Genomic DNA, 20,167 nt, shown 5'->3' on the forward strand with positions numbered 1-20,167 from the left:
CTACTTCTAGGCCCGCCATCCATGCTTCTTCCCTCCCCCATCCGCTTGCTGGCTCTGCGCCTGTGGCCGCACCATCGGGCGCTACTGGCGGGGCTGTGGGTGCTGGTGCAGCTGCTGTACCTGGGCAAATTTCACGGCCCGCACTTCGCCAACGACAGCGCCCGCTACCTGCAATACGCCACCAACATTGCCGAGCGGGGCTATTTCGAGCCCGGCCACAACCTGCGCTACGTGCTTTATCCGCTGTTCCAGAGCCTCTGGCTGCGGCTGGGCCTGGGCTGGTGGGGCATTGTGATGGGCCAGATGACTGTTTCGGCGCTGGCCACGCGGGCTATTTACCAAGGCACGCAGCGGCTGGCCAATGGCGCAGACGGCGCGGCGGCGCTGGCCACGCTGGCCTTCATTGCCTGGCCCGACATCCAGCAGTTCAATGTTTTCTTACTCACGGAGTCGCTGTTTATCAGCTTAGTGGCTTTGTCGTTCGAAGCCTTTACTCGAATTCGCCTTGGCCGGCCGCGAGATTGGGCGTGGCTGCTCTTGGCCCTTGCCCTCGCCGCTCTGGCCCGGCCCAATGGCTTCATGGTAGCCCTGGCCGCCGGGTTGGCCGGCTTCGATGCCCTGCGCCGGGCCCGCGACCGCCGGCCCTGGCGGACCGCCCTGCTCCTGCTGGTGCTGCTGTCGCCGCTGCTGTGGGCGGGCCTCAACCACCAGCTGGCCACATATTATCTGATGGACACCTACCAGCGCGGCGAGCTGATTTTCCGCTACCAGCTGTGGGCCGTGCACCAGACTGCGCCGCTCAATATGCCACCGGCCGGCACCGGCCCGGTGGCGCGGGTGCTCTACTTTGGGGTGCATAACCCCGCTTACCTGGGCCGGCTGATGCTGGGCAAACTGTTCGTGTTTGTGAGTTACCTCAAGCCACACTATTCGCTGGCGCACCGCGTGGTGGGCGTAATGGTGCTATGGCCGGCCTATTGGCTGGCCGCGCGAGCTACCCGGCGGACGGGCATCTGGCGGCCGGCGCGGGTGTTTCTGGCAGCGGTTTTCCTGCTCCAAACGGCCATCATCATGCTCACGGTTGATGACTGGGACGTGCGGTTTCTGGCACCGGTGCTGCCCGTGGTATTCGTGCTGGCATCGCTGGAACTAGCCGCTCGCTGGCCCCAGGTGGCTAGCCCAAAGGTCCGAACCGGGCTTCCCACCCCGCCCAGGCCTGGAGGCCGCCGGTATGGATAGCCACCACCGTGCTGCCCTGCTTGAAGTAGCCCTGCCGAATGAGGTCCAGCACGCCAAACAGCAGCTTGCCGGTATAGATAGGGTCGAGCAATATCCCGTGTCGCTCCCGGAATTGTCGAATAAACACCATCAACTCAGTCGAGTAGTTGGCATATCCTCCAAAGTGGTAGTCGGTCTGCACCGAGTAGTTAGCATACGCCTGGCCCGTGGCGGCCTGGGTCAGTGCATCCACTTCGGCGCGCAGGAAGCTGCCGTTTTTCAGCGCGGCCACGCCCACGGCGTGCTGCTGCCCGGCCAGGCCCGTGAGCAGGCCGGCCAACGTGCCGCCCGTGCCCACGGCCACGGCCAGCGCATCAAAAGGCGTATGTTGGCGGATTTCGGCCACCAGCTCGGCACAACCGGGCAGGGCCAGCGCATTGGTACCGCCCTCGGGCAGCACATAGGCCGGGCCGAAGCGGGCGAGTTGCTCCGCCACGAAATCGGCTTCGTTGCGGCGGCGATAGCTGCTGCGGTCAAGGTAATGCAGGGCCATGCCGTCGGCGGCGGCTTGGGCCAGGGTGGGGTTGAGCGGAGCCTCCGCGGCGGGGGCATCTCCCCGAATCAGGCCAATGGTTTCGAAGCCGAATAGCCGGCCGGCGGTGGCTACGGCGGCAATGTGGTTGGAGTAAGCGCCGCCAAAAGTCAGGAGCGTGTCGTGCCCTTGCTGGCGGGCAGCGGCAAGGTTGTATTTGAGCTTGCGGGCCTTGTTGCCGGGCAGTTTGGGGTTCAGTAGGTCGTCGCGCCAGAGCAGCAGACGCACACCGTGAGCGGCGGCCACGGGCTCGTCCAGCTCCTGCAAAAAGGCGTTTAGGTAGCGCATGAGGAAGACGGTTTGAAAAAACGAGTACCCCGAAATTTCATTTCGGCCCGCGCGAACGACTTGTTCAACGGCCGAAATGAAATTACCGGGGTACTCGGTCTGTTTGCGCCAACTGCTTCTACGCCAGCGTAACCGGGGCCACTACCGCGTCCTCGGTCGGCTTGCGGCGCACGGCGTACACCACCGCGCCTACCAGCACCAGCAGCAGCACAATACTAGCCGCGAGCGAAACGCCATTGCCCACAGCGTAGGCTTTGGGCTCGAATTTGAAGTCGATGGTATGCGAGCCGGCCGGCACCGGCAGAGCGCGCAGCACGTAGTCGGCCCGCAGGTGCGGCACCGGCTTACCGTCGATGTAGGCCTGCCAGCCGTCGGCATAATAGATTTCGGAGAACACCACCAAGCCGTCGTGGGGGGCATTGTAGCGGTACTTCAGCTCATCGGGGCTGTAGTTGGTGAGGGCGATGCTGGCCCCGGTCATGTCGTAGGTCGCGGCTTTTTGCTGCGGAAACTTGCTGGCATCCACCACGGCCACGGTGGCGGGGTTCAGGGTGTTGAGGGCGGCCATCTCGGCATCGGGGTTGGCCACGGTTTTCACTTCGCCCACAAACCAGGCGTTTCCCAGCGCGCCGGGGTTGCGCTGCACCGGCTGCTTGGCATCGCCGGTGATGAGGTAGCGCGTATTCAGCATGTTGATAACCTGCTGATTGTTATTGGAAATCTGCCGCTCAATCAAGTCCTGGTAGCGCCGCAGCTTGGCCCCGTGGTAGCCGCCGATGCTCTTGTGGAAGTACGAAGTCTGGGCTTCGTTGAATGGGTTGGCCAGGTTCAGAACGCGGTAGTCCAGGTCTTTGTCCTGCAAAATCAGCTGGTCGGCCGGGGTAGGTTGAAACGCCTCGGCAATGGTTTCGCGCTGGAAGTGCTGGTCGCCGAGGTAGCGCTTGTCCACGCCCCACAAATCCACCAGTACCAGCAGCACCATCATGGCCGCCGCCGGCACCACTTTCAACTGGCCTCTCAAGTGGAAATACAGCACGCCCAGCGCCGCGCCAATGAACAGCAGTCCGCGCCATACGTCGTTGCGCAACAGGTCGGCGCGGTCGGCGCGCAGAGCGCCCAGCAGCTGCGGCGTGAAGCCCTGCTTGGTCAGCTCGCCATCAACCGGCGCGGCAAAATCGAAGCTGAAGCTGGCCAGGTAGGCCAGCACGCAAAGGCCGGCCGCAATAGCGCCGGCGTACAGCACCTTGGGCAGCAGCGCCACAGCATCGGCCGAAAGCGGGGCTTTGGTACCGGGCAGCACCGGCGCAGCGGGCACAATGGCGCGGGGCCGCAGTACCCGACTCAGCGCCAGCGCCCCCAGAATGGGAATGGCCAGCTGCGCGATTACTAAGGCCATGCTCACGGCCCGGAACTTGTTGTAACCCGGCAGCAGGTCGAAAATCAGGTAGTTGAACGTTTCAAAGTTTTTACCCCAGGCCAGCAGGACCGACAAAATAGTGCCCGCCAGCAGCCAGTAGCGCGTGCGCTTCTCCACCACAAACAGGCCCAGAATAAACAGGAAGCACACCACCGCGCCCATGTACACCGGCCCGGCCGTGTAGCTCTGCTGGCCCCAGTAAGTGGGCATGGCGGCCAGCATGTTAGGGTCGGCGCCCATCGAACTGAGTTGGCGGCCCAGGTTTGAGTCGAGGCCCAACGGCATGGAGCTGGCGCCCCCGTAGAAGTTGGGAATCAGGAGGGTAATGGTTTCGCCCACGCCATAGCTGTACTGGAAAGCATAGTCGCGGTCCACGCCCGAGCCTTCGTCTTCCGACTTGGCCGCCGGGGCCTGACCGGGAGCCATCGGCGCCGGCGTCTTCAGCTCGCTGGGGCCGCGGTTGCTGTATTTGCTGTACTCGGCCGTGGTGTAGAGGCGGCCAAAACTCACGCCCACCGCCAGCGCGGCGCCCAGGCCCAGTAGCGCCGTCCGCTTCAGGAACTCCGGCAGCCGGCCATTGCGGGCCGCCGACACTAGCTCGATAATGCCGAAAATGGCGACCAGCAGCAGCAGGTAATAGGTAATCTGGAGGTGGTTGACGTGAATATTCAAGGTGAGGCCCACGGCAAACAGCGCCGCACCCAGCCACTTATCGCGGCGATACGTCACGAGCAGGCCGCCCAGCACCAGCGGCGCGTAGGCCAAGGCCAGGCTCTTGGTGTTGTGGCCGGCGGCCAGAATGGCGAGGTTATAGCTCGAAAAGCCCAGGGCTACGGCGCCCGCCACCGCAATCAGCGGCCGCACGCCCAGCGCCACCAGCAGAATATAGCCGCAGAGCAGCGCCAGAAACAGGTTGGCCACCACGGCTGGCAGGCCCAGTGTCAGGGCTTTCTGCAAATACACCGACCAGTCGCCCGGAAAGTGCAGGCTGATGAGGTAGGTCGGCATGCCCGAAAACATGGAATTGGTCCACAGGGCCTCGCGGCCCATGGCCTTAGCATACTCCTGGGCCTCGTGCGCGCCGCCCTGAAACTGCGTGATGTCGTGCTGGGCCAGGGTTTTGCCATCGAACATGATGGGCGAGAAATACACGCAGGCCAGCACCACAAAAAACAACACGGCCAGCACGTGCGGCAAAGCCCGCTGCCACCACGGCGCGGACGAAACAGAAGGAGCAGAAGCAACAGCAGCCATCAGGGCAATTTTGGGGAAAATGAAAACGTGCCCGAAGGTACAGCGCGCAAAGTCTCGCAAAGGAAAAAACGAAGTCTCGCCAAGGGAAAAAAGGGTTTGCAGGGCATGCCGTTAAGCCAGGCACTACTAAACACCTTCCTCCTTTGCGAAACTTCGCTTTTCACTTTGCGACACCTTGCGCACCTACTTTATCTCTTCAAAATCAACGTATTCACCACCCGTAAAGCCATGCTGCTTACCGGGCTTCTCCGCCGTGGGGGGCACGTAGTCCACGTGTACCTCGCCGGGCCGGTTGGCGGCCGTGCCCCTGCCGGGCGCGGCCTGGGGCGGCACGACAAAGCCCCCATTTTGCATCTGCTTGCGCACAAAGCCGGTCAGCGCCAGCCGCAGCACAATAGGAAGCAGGTAGCGAACCGCGAAAAAAATCAGAATGAAAATGAGCCAGAATTTCATAGAATCAGAAACGTAAACGCCGCCACAAAGTACGGTCAGCGCCTGCTGACGCCCGAACGGCTACTTTGCTTTAGGCCCAACATTGCCCGCGCGGCTATCGTTTCCGCAGGGCGCGGGCCACAGTACCGGCCACCAGCCCGCCGGCCGTGTACCAAGCCACCGTCATGAGCTTGGTTTGGGGCGTGCGGCCGCTGGGGGCCTCGCCCAGGCCCAATGGGCCGGGCAGCACCACCCCGCCCACTCCAGCGGCCAGCCCAAGCAGTAAGCCCCGGCGCAGGGCATGGCGCCCGCTACCAACCAAACTGTAGTACAGGCCGTTGCTAACGATGTCGCCAACCATGGTCAGGCCAAACAGCGTGCTGCCGTCAGGCTGCGGCGCCTCAGCTTGGTTGAACAACTTGCGCAGGCCGCGCATGCCCAGCACGTCCATGCGGGGAGCATCGGCGGGGCGCAGATGGCGAATGGTTTCGTGCAGGGCGGTGAGGGCTACGGCGCCGGCCAAGCCGGCCGTAAGGGAGTGAAGGGGTTTCATGGGAAGGAATTTTATTCCGATTCAAACGCGCCCGCAGCAGCCAGGTTACCAATTTTTTCTAACGCAGCGGTTGTGCGATTTCGCCCAGCTTCCCTATCTTTGCAGCCCCTTCCACAACCGTTGGTCGGGCAAAAGCCGATTTAGCTCAGTTGGTAGAGCAGCTCATTCGTAATGAGCAGGTCGTTGGTTCGAGTCCAATAATCGGCTCCAGCGAAAAACCCGGAAAACGACTTTTCACCTTGTGAAGGTCGTTTTCCGGGTTTTTTGCGTCTGGGTTTTAACCTCCTTGCTCCTGCGAACCCGAAGAAAGCCCTGCTACTTCTCCCCCTTTCGTGAGATGGCGCGGTGTGGCGGATGCGGGTACTCTTACCGCCTGCAAACTCGGCTCCCCTGGCCATCATCGAAGACCAAACGCCCATACGGGACATGCTGCACGAGTACTTGGGCGCCCAGCCCGAGTTTGCGTGCGTGCTAACGGCGGTGTCGATGGAAGACTTCTTTCGGCAGCTGCCCGCGCTGAGCACCCCGCCGGCGCTGGTGCTGTCTGATATCGGCCTGCCCGGCCGTTCGGGCATCGAGGGGACGCCGCTCCTCTTGGTCCCGTCGTGGTGGCCGTGCCGCTGAGCCAGGTGGAGGGGTGCCAACCAAAGGTGACCAATCAGCACACCAACTTCTCGGCGCCGCTAGTGGGCCTTATTGGCCATTAGGGCGCTGCGGCGTCCGGTAGTATATGGAGCACCTGAGCAGGTCTGTTTGGGTAGCAATTCGACTTTTGATTCAAGGCTCTTTACATCGCTAGCTGTTGGCACGGATGCCCACCAAAAAATGGCTCGTTAGTCAAGAGATGTCATTGCGGAGAGTGCCACGTCATGAACAAGGGGCGGCAAGCTAAGCGCAGCGGGTGCACCGTCAATACACGAATAGTTAAAACGCTTCTCCATTTACCAAAACCATGCACCCGTATCAAATTCATGCAGCTTGCCGCGCCCTGAAGCCTGCATCAGGTTTTTTATGGCGGCACCAGCTTGCGCGCATGCTTGCCTAATGCTTGGTTCAAGTCCTGGCATTATTCAAAAACAACTCATCTCAGTGCACCATGCTGGCAAGCCGAAATATACCCACAAGTGGGTATTGCCTGTGGCTAAATCCACGTCCACCTTTGCAACTACTAATTGTCCTCTTTCAACTGGCTTCTACCCTATCTACCCGGCTTTGCCCCTTGCTTGTAATCCAAGGAGCTAACCGCTCTTAAACCTTTTAACCTGGTCTACCCCACCACCTTTTTTCTGCATGAAACCCTTAGCTCCCCTTTCACCATTACCAAAACCCCAGTGGTGGGCCATCCTGCTGAGCCTGACCGTGGCTTCCGCCGGGTGGGGCGCCGAACTGGGCGCTTGGCGCCATGCCGACCTGGTAGTGGTGATTGGTACGGGAATGGTGCTGGCCTCCGTCACGCTGGCGTTGCGGCGCCTGGCGCGGCAAGTGGGGCTGCCCATTGTGGGGCCGCTGTGCCTGCTGGGGGCGGCCCTGCTGCTGCTGGTGCTGGAACCGCTGTGCCGGAACCTCGCTCCGCCTATTAGCCTGCTGTTGCGTCCGCTGGGCGAAACGGCAGCGGCGCTGAGCGTGATTTGGCTGCTCGTCAACCTGAACAATGTTCTGGTTCCGAAAGCCCCGGCGCTAAAGAAAGCCGCGCCCGCCGCCGTTTAATGGCTCCGCCGCCCTCCCAGTCTACCGCTATGGGCCGCAAAAGCGAGACATTGGCAGTGACGCTGGCCTTTGTCAGCTGCTGATTTTGTAGAAAGCCTGCTGTTGTTGACGGCGGGCTTTTTTGCGTTTGCCGGCCGGTGGGTTGTATCGCATTACTGCGCTTTGGCCCTGCTACTGCTGCATATTGGCCGCGGCAGCCCTAGCTTTAGCGCTGGTACGAAGCCGGTTGGTTTCCTGACGCGCGTTTTCATGCAAGCACCGGGCCTTATCATTGGGGGTGGCATTGCCGGACTCACGGCGGCAGTGGCTTTGCAGCAGCAGGGCCTGGCGGTGAACGTCTGCGAAGCAGCCCCGCAAATTCTGCCGCTGGGCGCCGGTATCTGGATGGCGCCCAACGCCATGCAGGTGTTTCATCGGCTGGGCCTGGCCGAAAAAATAAACGCGGCCGGCGTACCGCTGCGCAATATTCAGATTGTGGACGCCCGGATGCGGCCCCTGTTGCGGACCAATCAGGAGCGTATCCGGCGGGAGTTTGGCTACACTACCACGGCCATCAAGCGGGCCCACTTACAGGCGCTGCTGCTGGCCGAGCTTGCCCCGACCACCGTGCTACTCGCCAAAGAGCACACGGTGCTTGCCGACACGCCAGCCGGCGTTGCGGCGGCTTTTGCCGATGGCAGCCGCGCCGAAGCGGGATTTATGCTGGCGGCCGATGGCATCCATTCGCCCATTCGCACGCAGTTGTTTCCCGGCGTTCGGTTTGCCGGCACGGGGCACGTGGTGTGGCGGGGCATTTCGGCCATTCAACTGGCGGAGGCTTACAAGCAGTCTATTATGGAAGCGTGGGGTGAAGGCGTGCGCTTTGGGTTTTCGGAAGTAGCCGATGGGCTGGTTGACTGGTTTGTGGTGGTAAAAGCGCCTCTCGTCACCGAAAGTCATCAGGGGTTGAAAGCCCGGCTACAAGCGGTATTCAGTCGTTTTGCCTACCCGATACCGGCCATTCTGGAAGCGGCCGACGAAGCCCGCATTATCCGCAACGAAATCACCGATTTTGACCCCATTCCGCAGTGGAGCCGCGGCAAGGTGTGCTTGATTGGCGATGCCGCGCACGCCTCTACGCCCTACCTGGGCCAGGGCGGCTGCCAGGCGGTGGAGGATGCCTACGCGGTGGCCCAATGCCTGCGCCGCGAACCCACGCCCGAACTAGCTTTTGCCGCCCTGCACCGCCTGCGCCACGCCAAGGCCACCCACATTGTAAAAACGTCTCGCCTGATGGGCCGCGCGGGCTACCTCACCGGCGGGGCCGGTGCCGTGCGCAATTTCCTGATGCGCGCGGCGCCGGCGGCGCTCATCGAGCGGCAGTTCCGGCAGGTATATGCGCTGAATTATTGAATGGTTTGGTAGAACGACCGGACGTGAGCCGCGACTTCGGCCGGCTGGGCTACCACCATCCAATGGTCGGCTTTGGGAACGATGGCCAGTTGGGCATGGGGCAGTTGCGCGCACAGCCAATGGGCATGCGCGACGGGAAAATGCTTGTCCTGCCCGGCCCACAGAACCAGCACCGGGCAGGTTATTTGCCGGTACCGCTCCGGCAGGCGCGGCAGCTGCGCCTCGTAGCCCGCACACATCCGGACGATAAACTGCCGAACGGCAGGCTGGCGAAACGTCGCCCACATGTCGTCGTACTCAGCCGGCGTCAGGCGGGCCCCGAACGGCAAAAAGGTGTGCAGCGCCCGCCAGAAAATGAGGCGCGGGAAATGCTGCAACAGCAGCTTGTTGACCCCGAAGCGGCGCAGCCAGGTTATTTCCCAGGACGTTTCGGCATCGGCGCTGAGCAGCGAGTTCATGACCACCACGCTGCGCACCCGCGTGGGGTACTCGGCGGCGAACACCAGCGCCGGCTGCCCGCCCATGTCCTGGCCAATGAGGTGCACCTTATCCAGCTGCCAATCATCGAGCAGCTGCAGCAAATGCCTGGCCATGAGCAGCGGCGTGGCCCCGCCCGGCCAGGCCGCGCTGTGGCCCATGCCGGGCCAGTCGAAGGCAATGACGTGTTTATCTGCCGCAAGCGCGGGCGCAAAGCGGGCAAATACCTGAAGGTTTTCGGGGTAGCCGTGCAGCAGCACCACGGCCTCGCCCTGGCCCAGCCGCGCCACGCGCAAAGGCTGGCCGTAGTGCTGCTCTAGTTGCGTGCTAAGCATGGGCCGGAAAATCCTGGGCCAGGCAGTTGGCCGCCAGCACCCCCGAAATAGCGCAGAAACTCACCCACTGCCCCGGATGAGTAGAACTGCCCGCTAGATACAGCCCGCGCACCCACGGGCTGCGGTGGGCAATTCGGCCCTTAATCATGAAGCGGGCCGTCATCACCGGGTTCATGCTGTCGTGATAGAGCGTGTAGTCGCGGCCCCACTCGAAGGTGGTGCGCTTGTGCAGCACCCGGTAGCCCGCCAGCCCTTCCTGCCACCACGGGTCGGCCAGCAGCTCGTCCATCAGCTGTTGCTGGCCCTCGGGGCCCAGGGCGGCAGCCGTGGCGTGGCCGAGGGGCGCAATGAGGCGGGCGGGGTACCAGCCGTTTTGCGCCAGACTGGGTTCCAGCAGGCCTGGCTGCACAAAAGCGGTGCAGCCCGTGCCATTTAGCTTGAAGCGGATGTAGTAGGGCGGCCGGCAACCTTGCACAGCCAGGTACACGCACACGCCCGGCGACTGCAGTGGCAGCTGCGCCAGGGTTGCTTTTGTAGTAGGCGGAAAATTCTCGACCAGCTCCGCATACGTCCCAATGCCGCTGGAATTGGAAATAATGGCTTCGGCCGGCAGGAATTCGCCACCGGCCGTTTCGACTCCGGTGACGGCTTTGTTGGCGGTGCGAATGGCGACCACCTTGGTACCGTAGCGGATGTGCACGCCGGCAGCCAGGGCCTCGGCTTCCAGCAGCGCGGCAATGGCGCGCATGCCGCCTTCGGGATAATAGGCCCCGACGTGGTGGAACAAGCCGGGCACGAAAGCCATGGGACTGGGCGCCTGCGCCACCGGCTGCCCGGCCACGTGCGTCCAGATGCTGATGCCCTTGCGCAATGGCAGCGGCAGGCCCGAGCTTTTCAGCACCGAATCGAGTGAGCTGAGCAGAAAAGGCACGTAGCGCAGGGAGCCCGTGCGCAGCACATCCCACACGTTGGGCTGGCTTTTGAAGGTGAACGGTTTTAGGTGTTGGTGAATGGCAAACGTGCGCTCGACCAGCGCCCGGTACCGCGGCCCGCTGCCGGGGTAGTCGCTTTCGAACCGGGCCGCGGTGTCGGTCAGGCTGTGGTCGAAGGCCGTGGTGCCGCCGTCCTCGTGCAGCACGTGGTACACAGCAGCAATTGGCTTCAACTTCAAAGATTCTGAAGGAATGCCAAGCTGCTGAAATGCCCAGTCCAGGCCCGGTTTATCCAGCAAAATATAGGGGCCGGCATCGAACGAGAAGCCGCCCACCTGCATGCCCGAGGCCAGGCCGCCGCCGGCCTCCCGTGCCTCCAGTATTTGCACCCGGTAGCCCAGCTTTGCCAGCCGAATGCCCGCGCTCAGCCCACCTACTCCGGCCCCAATAATGAGAATGGTACGCGGTGCGGCGTGGGTTGGCATGTTGTGGGGAACAGGTTCAGGGTAGCAACAGTGTCCTTTCTAACAAGGTGTAGGCAAAGCACCATAGAACGTCATGCTGAGCGCAGTCGAAGCATCTCTACTGCGAGAGTAATCATTTACTGCTGCGGTAGAGATGCTTCGACTGCGCTCAGCATGACGTTCTATGGTGCTTTCATCAAATTTCCTCACACACTTTAAGGTACGAATGCTTACTCCGCCACCTGCCGGGCGTGCGTCAGCCCGTTGAACGAGGCCACCACGCCGGCCACTTCGGCCAGGAATTCTGGCTCGGCTTCGATGTGGTTGCCGACCACGACCACATCGGCCCCGGCGGCCAGGGCGGCGTACACTTTTTCGCCGGTGTTCAGGCCGCCGCCCACGATGATGGGCGTGCTCACGGCTTCGCGCACGGCCGCAATCATAGCGCCCGATACCGGGTGCTGAGCCCCACTGCCGCCGTCGAGGTACATCAGCTTCAGGCCCAGCTGCTCGCCGGCCATGGCGGTGCAGGCCGCAATGCCGGGCTTGTTGTGCGGGAGCGGCGTGGTGCCACTCATGTAGGAAGCCGTGGTGGGCCGGCCCGAATCGACCAGCATGTAGCCCGTTGAAAGCAGCTGCAAGCCGCTGGCCCGCAGGCGCGGCGCGGCCACCACGTGCTGGCCAATCAAAAAATCAGGGTTGCGGCCCGAGATAAGCGAAAGCAGCAGCACGCCATCGGCGGGGCCATCGAGGTGCAGGCTATGGCTCGGAAACAGCAACACGGGCACGGTGGAGTGCTCTTTTATTAACGCAATGAGGGCAGCCTGGTGCGCGCTTAGCACCAGGCTGCCCCCCACGAAAAAGTAATCGACCGGATGAGCCTGGCTCAGGCGCAGCAGGTGCAACAGGCTGGTTTCATCCAGGTTATCGGGGTCGAGCAATACGGCCAGCGCCTTGCGGCCGTGCTGCTGACGAGTGCGCAGCGCGTCATAAAGACTGGGGTTGGGTTGACGCATCCGAGGAGACAGAAGTTGCAGACGAGGCGGCGGGAGAATAGCCAGCGGCGGCAGCAGCCTGACCGGTGGGCGTCGCAAGGTCGGCATTTTTGTCGGCCGGGAAAAACTCACCCACTTTTTTCGTCACCAAAGCCAGCGCCACGGCGGCCACCTGGCCCACCAACACCTTGCCGGTATCGGACTGCAAAAAGGACTGCAGCACCGCACCAATCATGCGCGAGCGGGAGTTGGCGGCACTAACGACGGGCGTTTCATCGCCGTCGAACGCGTGCGAGGCGGGCAGCCGACGGCTGTCGTCGTAGGGCAAGTCCTGGAAGGGGTCTTCCTCGAATTCATCCGGCGCAAAGCTGCGATGCGCGGGCTCGTGGTAGCTGGCCATGGCCGGCTCGTCCGAAGCGTAGGTTGCTTTTGAGCCAAAACCAAGGTCATCGGATTCGTGGGTGTGCTCGTGGTGCTCCACGAATGCCGCGGCCGAATCGGCCGCTGATTTTACCAAGGCACCCACGCCCCGCTCGTCGTCATGGGCCGCAAAGCTGCTGCCAAAGCCGTTGTCGTAGTCCGCTTCGTCGTTTTCGGGGTTGTGGCGGCGCTTGGAGCGGCCTTTGTGCTTCTTGCCTTTGCCACCAAACGCTTTGGTGATAAGCCAGATGCCGCCCGCCAGCCCCACGCCCACCAAGGCAATTTTGCCCACCGTGGCCGACTGTTCTTTGATGTGCTCCACGTCGCCGCGCAGGGCCCGCTCGTACTCAAGCTTTTTGCGTTCGAGAAATTCTTTTTCCTCGTCGAATAGGGGATTTTGCAACTCACTCATGGCGGGTTATGCTTGGCGTTTGTCGGATTTATAAATGGTGTCTTTGAGCGCCTTGTTGGCCAGCCCCTGGAACGCGGCTTTGTCGACGCCTACCAGCACGAGCACCAGGAGCACCAGGTAGAAGCCGGCCACAACGCCAAAGCCCCAGTAAGGGCTGTCGAGCGCCGAATTCAGGGCCAGGCCCGCAAATACACTCAGGAAAATAACAAACATGAGCCCCAGCATGGCCAGCGTGACGCCGTGCACGGTGCTGACAAAAATGGACGACACTTTTTGCTGGATTTCCAGCCGCACCAGGTCAATGCGGGTGTCGAGGTAGCCGGTGAGGTTGCCAATCAGGCTGTCGTTGCGGGGTGTTTTGGAGGTGTCGTCGTCGGTGACCATACGGCGCAAAAAATGGGGTGGCGAAGAATAGAAAGTCGGTGCAAAAGCCCAGCTTAGCAGGAAAATATGCGCTGGGGTGCGCCGGTTCTACGGAAATTTTCGGCGCATGGCTGACTTTTGTGTGGTCCTTTGTGTTTGCCGCGTAGCGTGAGTCCGAATCATTACCAAGTCCTTGGCGTGCCGCCCACTGCCCCGGCCGCCGATATCAAGCGCGCCTACCGGCAACTCGTGGTGCAATATCATCCCGATAAGCACGGCGGCGATGTGCGCTTCGAAGACCAGTTCAAGGCCGTGGCCGCGGCCTACCACGTGCTGGGCGACCCCGGCCGCCGGGCTACCTATGATTTTCAGCTGGCCCAAACGGCCCGCCGCTTCGACGAAGAGCGGCGCCGCCAGCAGCAACGGCCCGCGACTCAGCACGTGTACGGGGTGCCTATGCCCGCGCCCGCGCCGCTGCGCACCCGCCCGCCCGCCGGCAGCCGCGAGCGGCATTACCAGCGCATTCCGCGCCAGCAGGTGCGGTTCAACCGCCGCGACTGGACCCTGACGCTGCTGCTGCTGCTGGGCATTGTCATTTTTTCGCTGGCCGTGAAAGTGACCATGGACCGCGTTTCGGCCAACAGCAACTACCGGGATGGCCTGCGCGCCTACGGCCAGGGGCAGTGGTCGGCCGCTTACAGCTACTTCGACGAGACCCTGCACTTCCGGCCCGACTATGGTCCCGCATTGCGCCGCCACGGCGAGCTGGAACTGCTGCTCAACCACGACCCACGAGCCGCTCGCGCCGATTTTCAGGCGGCCCTGCTGCAGCCCCAGTCGCGCCGCGTGGCCGCCGACCTGCTTTATTTCCTGGGTAGCGCCGAAAGCCAGCTGGCCCGCCCAACAGCGGCCGACCTCAGCTATTCGCGTGCATTAGCGCTCGATAGCAGCCACGCGGCTGCCTACCTGGCCCGCGGCGAAACCCGCCTGCTCGCCCTGCGCCGGCCCGCCCCGGCCGTGACCGATTTCACCGCAGGCCTGGCCCAGCGCCGCCGCGCCGCCGCGCCCACTCCCTGGCACTACGTGCAGCTGCGGGGCCTGGCCTTCGCCACCCTGGGCCGCTACGCCGATGCCCGCGCCGATTATTTTACCGTGCTGCGGGCCAATCCCAGGGATGGCCGCACCCACTTTCTGCTCGGTCGCCTGGCGGCCCGCACCGGCGACTCCACGGCCGCCTGCGAGTTTTATCGCCGCGCCGTGGACCTGGGCTATGAATACGCCCGCACCGCCCAGGAAGCTTGCCACTGACGACATGAGAGTGATGAGGCTTGTGTTTCTCTGCCTTTCAGTACACGTGCAGAAGTAACCATGTTTGGTTGCCCGGCCTGCTGAGCTTGTCGAAGCATCTCTACCTCAATACGAATTCAATCGAAGCAACGAAGCGGTAGAGATGCTTCGACTCCGCTCAGCAGGACGGGCAACCAAACATGGTTACTTCTGCTTTTCTCTGCCTTCAAAACAAACAACCGCCGCCGGCCGGAGCCGACGGCGGTTGCCGCAGTTGTTATCAGTAGCTCAGAAAAGACTACTTGGGCATCAGCACGGTATTCACGACGTGAATCACGCCGTTGCTTTGCAGCACGTCGGCAATGGTGACGGTCGAAACGCCGCCTTTCTCGTCTTTCAGCTCAATGGCTTTGCCTTTCATCATAGCCGTGAGGGTGCCGCCCTGTACGGTTTTGAGCGTAGCGCTGCCCTTACCGGCTTTGATGGCTTTGGCCAAGTCAGCCGACGTCATGCGGCCCGACACCACGTGGTAGGTCAGGATTTTGGTGAGCGTGGCCTTGTTCTCGGGCTTCACCAGGGTTTCAACCGTGCCAGCGGGCAGCTTGTTGAAAGCTTCGTTGGTGGGAGCAAATACGGTAAAAGGGCCGGCGCTTTGCAGCGTCTCTACCAGGCCCGCAGCTTTTACGGCGGCTACCAGCGTGGTGTGGTCTTTCGAGTTAACGGCGTTTTCCACGATGTTTTTCGTGGGGTACATGGGGGCGCCGCCTACCATGACGGTCTTGGTGGCCTGAGCCGAAACGGTGGTGGTAGCAGCAGCGCTAAACAGGGCAACGAAGGCGAGCGAAAACAGGGTCTTTTTCATCGGTATAGAGAAATGGTTAGATGTTTTGGATGATGACCCACCTACGCCACCAGGGAAGCGACTGGATTGCCTGGCGCATCATTCTTTCCTGAACCGTTCAATCCAACCCGTCAAGCTGAGCGCCGCGAATACGCCCAGCACCGCTGAAGGACAGGGCCTAATCAGCCGGCAGCTGGCCTGCGAGTGCCGGCAAAAAAACTTCTCACTCACTCAAACTGGCGGCTCCTCTTTAGTTCCGCCCGCCCAACGCAGCGGCCTGCCGCACCAACTCCCGGAATTCGCTGCGGGAGCCGTCGGCATCCGGTGCTTCGGTGTTGCGAGCCAAATCGGCAGTGCTGGCCCAGGTGGCCGAGCCGGCGTAGCGCGAATTGCGCAACAGCAGGCCAAACTGGGCCACGGCGGCCGCCCACCGCAGGTTGTCCGAAGCTTGGGCAATGGGCTCGTCGAGCCGGACATTGCGCACGGGCAGCGCGAGCAGCTGGCTGGGGCTGCCCTGCGGCTCCTGGTAGCGCAGCTTCACGGTGAGCAGCTCCGAACCCGTGGCGGGGCGGCTGGCGGCCAGTTTCTGGTATTTCAGGGGGTCGATGGAAACGCCGTTGGTGGCAGGCGCGCCCACCGGCACCACCTCGTAGAGGGCCGTGACCTGCTGACCGGCACCCAGCTCACCGGCGTCTTTGCGGTCGTCGTTGAAGTCTTCGGCGGCCAGCAGGCGGTTTTCGTAGCCCAGCAAGCGGTACTCGCGCACCAAAGCCGGGTTGAACTCGACCTGCACTTTCACGTCTTTGGCCAAGGTAAACAGGGTGCCGCCGTACTCCTGCACCAGCACCCGCCGGGCCTCGTTCAGCTGGTCGATGTAGGCGTAGTTGCCGTTGCCTTTATCGGCCAGCAGCTCCATTTTGCTGTCCTGCAAATTGCCTTCGCCAAAGCCGAGCACCGAGAGAAATACGCCCGATTCCCGTTCTTGGGTAATGAGCCGTTCCATGTCGGCGTCGCTCTGCTCGCCCACGTTAAAATCGCCGTCAGTGGCCAGAATAATGCGGTTATTGCCGCCGGGCTGCTGGTGCTGCTGCGCCAATTGGTAAGCCAGGCGCAGGCCTTCGCCGCCGGCCGTGGAGCCGCCGGCCTCCACTCCGTCGAGGGCGCGCAGAATGGTTTCGCGGTCGGCGCCCGAGGTGGGCGGCAGCACCACGCCGGCCGCCCCGGCATACACCACGATGGACACGTAATCCTGGGGCCGCAGCGCCTCGCGCACCAGCAAACGCAACGACTCCTTCAGCAGCGGCAGCTTCTGCGGGTCGTTCATCGAACCCGACACGTCGAGCAGAAACACCAAATTGGCCGGCGGCAGGGTTGAGGTGGCGACCTGCTTGCCTTGCACGCCCACTAAAACGAGCTGGTGGGCCGGGTTCCAGGGGCAGGCGGCCACTTCGGCATTGAGCGAAGCCGGACCGGTGCGCGGCTGCGGGTATCGATAGGGGAAGTAGTTCACCAGCTCCTCCAGCCGCACGGCGTCGGGCGGGGGCAACTGCCGTTCCTGGGTGAGGAAGCGGCGCACATTGGCATAAGAGGCGCGGTCCACGTCGATAGCGAAGGTGCTGAGCGGGTTGCGCTCGGCGGCCAGAAACGGGTTTTCGTGCACTACGGCGTAGTTCTCGCGGTTTTCCCGGGTGGTGTCGGCCGTTTTCGGGTCGGTGGGCTCCGGCGTATCGGCCGCCACTTCCGCGACGGTCACTGCCTCCATTTTTTCGGTCGAATATTGCTGGCAGGCGGGCAACAGCCACGCGCCCACCAGCAGCCCCCACAGGGGGCGCAAGCAGTTTAGCTTCATGACAAAAGAAAAATAGTGGGGATGGAAAGCGGCCTCCGGCGGGCTGTCCAAGCTACTCGCCCCACCGCAAGTCGCGACTTTGCAGAAGGCGGGCTGGGGCCGGGTTTTCTTCGCGACGAAAATCCAGCGGCAGCACTATCGGCTTGGCCGACCATAAAAAGGTCCGGCCCGGGAAAGCAAAACACAGGCAGCGCCGCCTGTGTCTGTATATACCGGGAGTGGGGCGGAGGTAACCCAGCAATTTTATGTTCTGGCCTTCCTGAACCATTCTATTCCTCCATAGACCATTACAGCGCGTTATGAACTGCCACAGCCCGTCATACAGAGCGCAGCGAAGCATCTCGCGTGCCGCTACTAACTTTTTAATTAGTGACTGCACGCGAGATGCTTCGCTGCGCTCTGCATGACCGTTCTTTTAAGCCCGCCCTACCCGTCTGCGCCCTATCTTCCCACCCCCATTTCTACCGCCCCCATGACCTACCCCGACTTCGCCGCCCGCTGGCGCAACTCCGGCGGCGCCGAGCGCGCCAACTACGGCCTCTTTCTGCAAGACCTCTGCGACCTGCTCGGCGTGCCGAAGCCGGACCCCACCACCGACCAGCCCGCCCAAGACCAGTACGTGCTGGAGCGCGCCGTCACCTTCCAAGACGGGCCCAAGAAGAGCACCGGCCGCATCGACCTCTACAAGCGCGGCTGCTTCATTCTGGAAACCAAGCAGGGCACCGACTCGCCCGATGCTCAGCAGCGGGCCGAGAAATCGGACCGCGCCGAGCTGGGCCTTAGCCCCGAAAAGCGCCGCTACGGCCACGCCACCCGTGGCACGGTAAAATGGGAGCAGATGATGCAGGCCGCCCGCCAGCAGGCCCTGGGCTACGTGCGCGCCCTGCCGCCCGAGGAGCCCCGGCCCCTGTTTGTGCTGGTGGTGGACGTGGGCTACTGCATCGACGTGTACTCGAACTTCGCCGGCGTCGGCGATTCCTTCGTGCCCTTCCCCGACCAGGCCCGGTTCCGGCTGCCGCTGGCGGCGCTGGCCGACGAGGGCACCCGCGCCCTGCTGCGCCAGGTGTGGGAGGCGCCCCGCGAGCTGGACCCCAGCCGCCGCGCCGCCCGCGTCACGCGGGAGCTGGCCGGCTACCTAGCCGGCGTGAGTGCCCAGCTGGAGCGGGCCGGGCACGCGCCCGAGGTGGTGGCCCAGTTCCTGATGCGCTGCCTGTTCACGATGTTCTCGGAAGACGTGGGGCTCATTCCCAAAACCAGCTTCACGGGCATGCTGCGCACCTACTCCACGCCCGAGCTGCGCGAGTTTCTGCCCGATGCCCTGCGCGGCCTGTGGGCCACCATGGACACTGGAGGATTCTCGCCCGACCTCAAGGCCCGCCTGCGGCGCTTCAACGGCAAGCTCTTCCACGACGCCACCGCCCTGCCCCTCACCCCCGACCAGATGGCCCTGCTGCTCAAAGCCGCCGAAGCCGACTGGACCGAGGTGGAGCCCGCCATCTTCGGCACCCTGCTCGAGCGCGCCCTCGACCCCCGCGAGCGCCACAGCCTGGGCGCCCACTACACCCCGCGCCGCTACGTGGAGCGCCTGGTGCTGCCCACCGTGCTCGAACCCCTGCGCCGCGAATGGACGGCCGCCCAGGCCGCCAGCGCCCGCCGCCTCGACGAAGGCCAGCCCAAGGACGCCCGCCAGGAGCTGGTGCGCTTCCTCACCCGCCTCACCTCGCTGCGCATCCTCGACCCCGCCTGCGGCTCCGGCAACTTCCTCTACGTCACGCTCGAGCACCTCAAGCGCCTGGAGGGCGAGGTGCTGGCCGCCATCAACGCCTTCGGCCAAACCGGCCTGCTCGACCTCGGCGGGGGCACCACCGTGAGCCCGCGCCAGCTGCTGGGCCTGGAGCTGAACCCGCGCGCCGCCGCCATTGCCGACGTGGTGCTGCGCATCGGCTACCTGCAGTGGCACCTGCGCACCCACGGCATCACCCAGCTGGCCGAGCCCCTGCTCGACGAGTACCAGAACATCCGCCAGCAGGACGCCGCCCTGCGCCACGACGCGCCCACGCCCCGCCTCGACGCCCACGGCCAACCCGTGACCCGCTGGGACGGCACCACCCGCCCGCACCCCGCCACCGGTCAGCCCGTGCCCGACGAAACCGCCCGCACGCCCGTACTCGACTACCCCAACCCCCGGCCCGCCGAGTGGCCCGAAGCCGATTTCATCGTGGGCAACCCGCCGTTTGTGGGGCCGGCCCGCATGCGCGACGCCCTCGGCGACGGCTACACCGAGGCCCTGCGCAAAGCCTACAAAGGCCGCGTGCCCGACTCCGCCGACTTGGTGATGTACTGGTGGTACAACGCCGCCGCCGCCGTGCAGCGCGGCCCCGCCGAGCGGTTCGGCTTCATCACCACCAATAGCCTCAAGCAAACCTTCAACCGCCGCGTGATGCAGCCCTTCCTGGAAGGCGACACGCCCCCGCTCACCCTCACCTTCGCCATTCCCGACCACCCCTGGGTCGATGCCGCCGAAGGGGCCGCCGTGCGCATCGCCATGACGGTGGCCGAACGCACCCCAACCGTCGCCGCGCCCGGCCAGCTCTGGAACCTGAAAATGGAATCCGTAGCAGAAGGCGAAGACGCTGCCGAAGTGACTTTCGAGGAGCAGCAAGGTCAGATTCTTTCTGACTTAACTATAGGAGCAGCATTAGACTCTGCTAAACCGCTAAAAGCGAATGAAGACCTGAGTAACAGAGGGGTAATGCCTTTCGGCACAGGCTTCATAATCGAACCTGAGGTAGCATCTTCATTGGGTTTGGGTATTGTTGATGGATTAGAAAAATATATAAGACCCTATCGGAACGGAAAGGATTTAAACCTTTCGCGAAGTGAAAAACGAAAGTAGTTGGTTAATCTTGCCGCATGAATGTTTCTCTCACCGACACGGA

General features: G+C 63.1%; 17 protein-coding genes and 1 tRNA gene. 7 read left to right on the plus strand and 11 right to left on the minus strand.

The annotated features are described in order from the left end of the window. Nucleotides 1–21 precede the first annotated feature (21 nt). Nucleotides 22–1,239 carry a glycosyltransferase family 39 protein gene (locus JKL48_RS21060; protein ID WP_201987053.1) on the plus strand — a complete coding sequence of 406 codons (1,218 nt, stop codon included), beginning with the start codon at nt 22–24 and terminating at the stop codon, nt 1,237–1,239. On the opposite strand, the gene JKL48_RS21065 is transcribed toward JKL48_RS21060, so the two are convergent. From JKL48_RS21065 to JKL48_RS21080, 4 genes are all read right to left on the minus strand, one after another. Beyond that, on the minus strand, nt 1,175–2,098 hold the full coding sequence (locus tag JKL48_RS21065) for a 1-aminocyclopropane-1-carboxylate deaminase/D-cysteine desulfhydrase (RefSeq protein ID WP_201987055.1): 924 nt from the start codon (nt 2,096–2,098) through the stop codon (nt 1,175–1,177). The two genes, JKL48_RS21060 and JKL48_RS21065, sit on opposite strands and share 65 nt — an antisense overlap. 118 nt (nt 2,099–2,216) lie before the next feature. Further along, nucleotides 2,217–4,769, minus strand: a complete 2,553-nt coding sequence (locus tag JKL48_RS21070) for a YfhO family protein (RefSeq protein ID WP_201987057.1) — start codon at nt 4,767–4,769, stop codon at nt 2,217–2,219. Between the two features lie 183 nt (nt 4,770–4,952). Then, nucleotides 4,953–5,222, minus strand: coding sequence for a DUF4834 family protein (locus JKL48_RS21075; RefSeq protein WP_201987059.1), 270 nt, complete (start codon nt 5,220–5,222; stop codon nt 4,953–4,955). A gap of 94 nt (nt 5,223–5,316) precedes the next feature. Beyond that, complete coding sequence (locus JKL48_RS21080) at nt 5,317–5,754, minus strand: hypothetical protein (protein ID WP_201987061.1); 438 nt, start codon at nt 5,752–5,754, stop codon at nt 5,317–5,319. A 134-nt stretch (nt 5,755–5,888) separates the two neighbouring features. Between JKL48_RS21080 and JKL48_RS21085 the strand changes: the two genes are divergently transcribed. From JKL48_RS21085 to JKL48_RS21100, 4 genes are all read left to right on the plus strand, one after another. Continuing rightward, a tRNA-Thr gene (locus JKL48_RS21085) sits at nt 5,889–5,964 on the plus strand. A gap of 144 nt (nt 5,965–6,108) precedes the next feature. Next, nucleotides 6,109–6,378, plus strand: coding sequence for a response regulator transcription factor (locus JKL48_RS21090; protein ID WP_201987063.1), 270 nt, complete (start codon nt 6,109–6,111; stop codon nt 6,376–6,378). Nucleotides 6,379–7,044: 666 nt separating this feature from the next. Continuing rightward, nucleotides 7,045–7,461 carry a hypothetical protein gene (locus JKL48_RS21095; RefSeq protein WP_201987065.1) on the plus strand — a complete coding sequence of 139 codons (417 nt, stop codon included), beginning with the start codon at nt 7,045–7,047 and terminating at the stop codon, nt 7,459–7,461. Between the two features lie 249 nt (nt 7,462–7,710). Next, a complete protein-coding gene (locus tag JKL48_RS21100) occupies nt 7,711–8,853 on the plus strand; it encodes an FAD-dependent monooxygenase (protein WP_201987067.1) in 1,143 nt (380 codons plus the stop codon). Here the strand turns inward: JKL48_RS21100 and JKL48_RS21105 are convergent. From JKL48_RS21105 to JKL48_RS21125, 5 genes are all read right to left on the minus strand, one after another. Further along, nucleotides 8,847–9,665 (minus strand): alpha/beta fold hydrolase, encoded by an 819-nt coding sequence (locus JKL48_RS21105; RefSeq protein WP_201987069.1) that lies wholly within the window; start codon nt 9,663–9,665, stop codon nt 8,847–8,849. The genes JKL48_RS21100 and JKL48_RS21105 overlap by 7 nt on opposite strands. Further along, the gene (locus JKL48_RS21110) at nt 9,658–11,082 is read right to left on the minus strand and encodes a phytoene desaturase family protein (protein WP_201987072.1); all 1,425 of its coding nucleotides are present in this window, start codon (nt 11,080–11,082) and stop codon (nt 9,658–9,660) included. The genes JKL48_RS21105 and JKL48_RS21110 overlap by 8 nt, the downstream gene beginning before the upstream one ends. A gap of 209 nt (nt 11,083–11,291) precedes the next feature. After that, complete coding sequence (locus JKL48_RS21115) at nt 11,292–12,077, minus strand: geranylgeranylglyceryl/heptaprenylglyceryl phosphate synthase (RefSeq protein WP_201987073.1); 786 nt, start codon at nt 12,075–12,077, stop codon at nt 11,292–11,294. After that, nucleotides 12,049–12,879, minus strand: a complete 831-nt coding sequence (locus tag JKL48_RS21120) for a hypothetical protein (protein ID WP_201987075.1) — start codon at nt 12,877–12,879, stop codon at nt 12,049–12,051. Before JKL48_RS21120 ends, JKL48_RS21115 begins: the two co-directional genes overlap by 29 nt. 15 nt (nt 12,880–12,894) lie before the next feature. Then, a complete protein-coding gene (locus JKL48_RS21125; protein WP_201987077.1) occupies nt 12,895–13,272 on the minus strand; it encodes a phage holin family protein in 378 nt (125 codons plus the stop codon). 147 nt (nt 13,273–13,419) lie between these two features. Here JKL48_RS21125 and JKL48_RS21130 point away from each other — a divergent pair, with 147 nt between their 5' ends. Then, nucleotides 13,420–14,559 (plus strand): J domain-containing protein, encoded by a 1,140-nt coding sequence (locus tag JKL48_RS21130; RefSeq protein WP_201987079.1) that lies wholly within the window; start codon nt 13,420–13,422, stop codon nt 14,557–14,559. A 277-nt stretch (nt 14,560–14,836) separates the two neighbouring features. Here JKL48_RS21130 and JKL48_RS21135 read toward each other — a convergent pair whose 3' ends face one another. Beyond that, on the minus strand, nt 14,837–15,400 hold the full coding sequence (locus tag JKL48_RS21135) for a fasciclin domain-containing protein (protein WP_201987081.1): 564 nt from the start codon (nt 15,398–15,400) through the stop codon (nt 14,837–14,839). Nucleotides 15,401–15,629: 229 nt separating this feature from the next. Continuing rightward, nucleotides 15,630–17,228 (minus strand): vWA domain-containing protein, encoded by a 1,599-nt coding sequence (locus tag JKL48_RS21140; protein WP_201987082.1) that lies wholly within the window; start codon nt 17,226–17,228, stop codon nt 15,630–15,632. Between the two features lie 403 nt (nt 17,229–17,631). Here JKL48_RS21140 and JKL48_RS21145 point away from each other — a divergent pair, with 403 nt between their 5' ends. Beyond that, nucleotides 17,632–20,124, plus strand: a complete 2,493-nt coding sequence (locus JKL48_RS21145) for a class I SAM-dependent DNA methyltransferase (RefSeq protein ID WP_236668963.1) — start codon at nt 17,632–17,634, stop codon at nt 20,122–20,124. The last annotated feature ends 43 nt before the right edge of the window (nt 20,125–20,167 follow it).

It is taken from the genome of Hymenobacter rubidus (assembly GCF_016734815.1).
Classification (GTDB): Bacteria; Bacteroidota; Bacteroidia; order Cytophagales; family Hymenobacteraceae; genus Hymenobacter; species Hymenobacter rubidus.

Excerpts from the sequence above, each read along its gene's own strand:
- JKL48_RS21060 (WP_201987053.1), top strand. The coding sequence starts at position 22 with ATGCTTCTTCCCTCCCCCATCCGCTTGCTGGCTCTGCGCCTGTGGCCG.
- JKL48_RS21065 (WP_201987055.1), bottom strand. The coding sequence starts at position 2,098 with ATGCGCTACCTAAACGCCTTTTTGCAGGAGCTGGACGAGCCCGTGGCC.
- JKL48_RS21070 (WP_201987057.1), bottom strand. The coding sequence starts at position 4,769 with ATGGCTGCTGTTGCTTCTGCTCCTTCTGTTTCGTCCGCGCCGTGGTGG.
- JKL48_RS21075 (WP_201987059.1), bottom strand. The coding sequence starts at position 5,222 with ATGAAATTCTGGCTCATTTTCATTCTGATTTTTTTCGCGGTTCGCTAC.
- JKL48_RS21080 (WP_201987061.1), bottom strand. The coding sequence starts at position 5,754 with ATGAAACCCCTTCACTCCCTTACGGCCGGCTTGGCCGGCGCCGTAGCC.
- JKL48_RS21090 (WP_201987063.1), top strand. The coding sequence starts at position 6,109 with ATGCGGGTACTCTTACCGCCTGCAAACTCGGCTCCCCTGGCCATCATC.
- JKL48_RS21095 (WP_201987065.1), top strand. The coding sequence starts at position 7,045 with ATGAAACCCTTAGCTCCCCTTTCACCATTACCAAAACCCCAGTGGTGG.
- JKL48_RS21100 (WP_201987067.1), top strand. The coding sequence starts at position 7,711 with ATGCAAGCACCGGGCCTTATCATTGGGGGTGGCATTGCCGGACTCACG.
- JKL48_RS21105 (WP_201987069.1), bottom strand. The coding sequence starts at position 9,665 with ATGCTTAGCACGCAACTAGAGCAGCACTACGGCCAGCCTTTGCGCGTG.
- JKL48_RS21110 (WP_201987072.1), bottom strand. The coding sequence starts at position 11,082 with ATGCCAACCCACGCCGCACCGCGTACCATTCTCATTATTGGGGCCGGA.
- JKL48_RS21115 (WP_201987073.1), bottom strand. The coding sequence starts at position 12,077 with ATGCGTCAACCCAACCCCAGTCTTTATGACGCGCTGCGCACTCGTCAG.
- JKL48_RS21125 (WP_201987077.1), bottom strand. The coding sequence starts at position 13,272 with ATGGTCACCGACGACGACACCTCCAAAACACCCCGCAACGACAGCCTG.
- JKL48_RS21135 (WP_201987081.1), bottom strand. The coding sequence starts at position 15,400 with ATGAAAAAGACCCTGTTTTCGCTCGCCTTCGTTGCCCTGTTTAGCGCT.
- JKL48_RS21140 (WP_201987082.1), bottom strand. The coding sequence starts at position 17,228 with ATGAAGCTAAACTGCTTGCGCCCCCTGTGGGGGCTGCTGGTGGGCGCG.
- JKL48_RS21145 (WP_236668963.1), top strand. The coding sequence starts at position 17,632 with ATGACCGTTCTTTTAAGCCCGCCCTACCCGTCTGCGCCCTATCTTCCC.